2 protein-coding genes are annotated in these 2,731 nt (G+C 47.6%); both read right to left on the minus strand.

The features are described from left to right. Positions 1-1,282, minus strand: a 1,282-nt coding sequence (locus B9J84_RS14265) for an anaerobic C4-dicarboxylate transporter (RefSeq protein ID WP_143698874.1), incomplete at its 3' end; no start/stop codon positions are given. A gap of 148 nt (positions 1,283-1,430) precedes the next feature. Continuing rightward, a partial coding sequence (gene aspA, locus B9J84_RS14270; RefSeq protein ID WP_094124415.1) for an aspartate ammonia-lyase occupies positions 1,431-2,731 on the minus strand: 1,301 nt, incomplete at its 5' end.

A 2,731-nucleotide genomic window follows, 5' to 3' on the forward strand; every position in this document is an offset into this window, starting at 1 on the left:
AACCAATACTAAACACCATGCTTAACAAGCCTGGGAGCATAAAGCTGTGGTTGAAAATATACTTACCAATACGAGTGGTACCAGTCCGGTCAAAGTCGATAGATGCGATGATAGGGCCGTAGTTTGGAATGAAGAAGTAACCGTTAACGGCAACGAAAACCGCAATAATAATGGCTGGTGGCAAACCCAAGGTTATTGCAACAGGGACTAACACGGCTGTTGTTGCGCCTTGGCTATTGACCATCACCGACAGAGCAAATAACGCGAACGCGAATGTCCATGGTGCGACTTCCACTAAGCCAGAGACCGCTTCTTTGACCATGGCACCATGGCCAGCAATGAAGGTGTCACCTAACCAAGCGATACCGAAGATCGCCACGATAGCACGCATACCTGCATGGAATACGGAACCTTGGCTGATGGCGTTGCCGTCAGGTTTGCACAGTAAAATGATCAGCGCCGCGATAGACAGCATCACGATTTCAATCGTGTGCGCCATCCCCATGGCTGAGCCGTTAAATTGTGGGCGCAAGCTAGGCAATGCACCCATCACCACCACCACAATGGCACCGAACAAAAATAGCCCGACCGATTTTTTCGCTTGTGGCGTGATTTGAATATCAGCAATCGATACTTCTTGTTCCATCTCTGCGCGAAATTCTGGGTCTTGCAAGCGACGTTGATATTCTGGGTCATCTTTCAGCTCAACACCGATTTTATTGACGAATAAGCACGCGCAAGCCAAACCAAGAATGGTACTTGGGATGGTGATCATCAACACATCCGTTAGCGTGATGCCTTGTGGTTCTAAGAAGGCGACTAACGCCACGACGGCGGCCGCAATTGGGCTAGCTACAATCGCAAATTGTGACGCGATCACCGCCATACCTAAAGGACGTTCTGGGCGAATACCACTGCGACGGCTCACTTCAGCAATTACGGGCAGTACTGAATAGGCCACGTGACCTGTACCAGCCATCATTGTAAAAAAGTAAGTTACCAAAGGGGCGATGAAAGTGATGTGGCGAGGGTTTTTATGCAAAATGTTAGTGGCAATTTTGATCAAATAATCTAAACCGCCAGCCGCTTGCATTGAGGCTGCTGCTGCAACCACGGCCATGATCATCAACATCACATCAATCGGTGGGCTGGTTGGTTGCATGCCAAATCCAAAGCTCAGTACAGCAAGGCCAATACCGCCCATCACACCAAGCCCAATACCACCAATCCTTGCACCAATTAGGATACATCCTAATACGATAAGGAACTCAATTAAGAACATCTTATACTCCTAAAGATAATGAAAAATAGGGTCATTCTACAGGTTCAGCGATATTGAACGGTATGCTTTGCGCCATGATGTAACGCAATTTTTTCTCACTTAATAACTTGTAGAAAGTAAAAAGGCTCTGAATCAGAGCCTTTTTTGATTATTCGTAGCGTTTCGCTTTGTACTGAGGGCGCATAAAGTTTTCGACGGACAAGATGTCATCGAGCTCTTCGGCGGTGAGTAAGCCTCGCTCAAGCACCACTTCACGTACGCTCTTACCCGTTTCCGCACAAATTTTACCCACGATGTCACCTTCATGGTGGCCAATATATGGGTTAAGGTAAGTCACGATACCGATAGAGTTGAATACGTAAGCTTCACACACTTCTTTATTGACAGTGATGCCGTCAACACACTTGTCACGAAGGTTTATGCAGGCGTTTGAAAGAATTTCAATTGACTCAAACATGCTTTGTGCAATCACAGGTTCCATCACGTTTAGCTGTAATTGGCCACCTTCTGCGGCAAAGGAAATAGTGTTGTCGTTACCAAGTACTTTAAAGCACACTTGGTTGACCACTTCAGGCACCACAGGGTTTACTTTTGCAGGCATGATGGAAGACCCAGCTTGCAGTTCAGGTAGGTTCAACTCGTTTAGACCCGCGCGAGGGCCAGATGAAAGAAGACGCAAGTCATTACAGATTTTAGAGAGTTTCACAGCAAGGCGTTTTAGCGCGCCGTGCGCCATAACGTAAGCTCCGCAGTCAGAGGTTGCTTCAATTAAATCTTCCGCTGGTACCACAGCTAAGCCAGTCACCGCAGCAAGGTGTTTCACCGCCGCCGCTTGATATCCCGGCGCCGCATTCAGGCCAGTACCGATCGCTGTTGCGCCAAGGTTGATCTCAAGCAGCAGTTTAGAGGTGTACTCTAGGTTGCGGATCTCTTCATTAATGGTGACCGCCCAAGCGCGGAACTCTTGACCTACGGTCATCGGTACGGCGTCTTGCAATTGAGTACGACCCATTTTCAAAATGCCAGAGAACTCTTGGCTTTTTAGCTCAAACGCACCTTTTAGATAGGCAATAGAATCAATCAGTTTCAGGATGCTGTTGTATACCGCAATGCGGAAACCAGTAGGGTAAGCACAGTTGGTTGATTGGCTTTTATTAACGTGGTCATTGGGGTTGATGAACTCGTACTGACCCTTTTCTTTACCCATTAATTCCAGAGCAAGGTTCGCGATCACTTCGTTGGTGTTCATATTGACAGAAGTACCGGCGCCGCCTTGGTATACGTCTGACGGAAATTGATCCATGCACTTACCTGTTTCTAGGATCAAGTCACACGCTTGGAGGATGTAATTAGCCACTTGGCTTGGAATGACGCCGAGCTCTTTGTTGGCTAGCGTGGCGGCTTTTTTGGTCATCACCATACCGCGTACAAAGTCAGGCACATCAGAAA

Origin of the sequence: Vibrio sp. V03_P4A6T147, assembly GCF_002241085.1 — a bacterium.
Lineage (GTDB): Bacteria > Pseudomonadota > Gammaproteobacteria > Enterobacterales > Vibrionaceae > Vibrio > Vibrio anguillarum.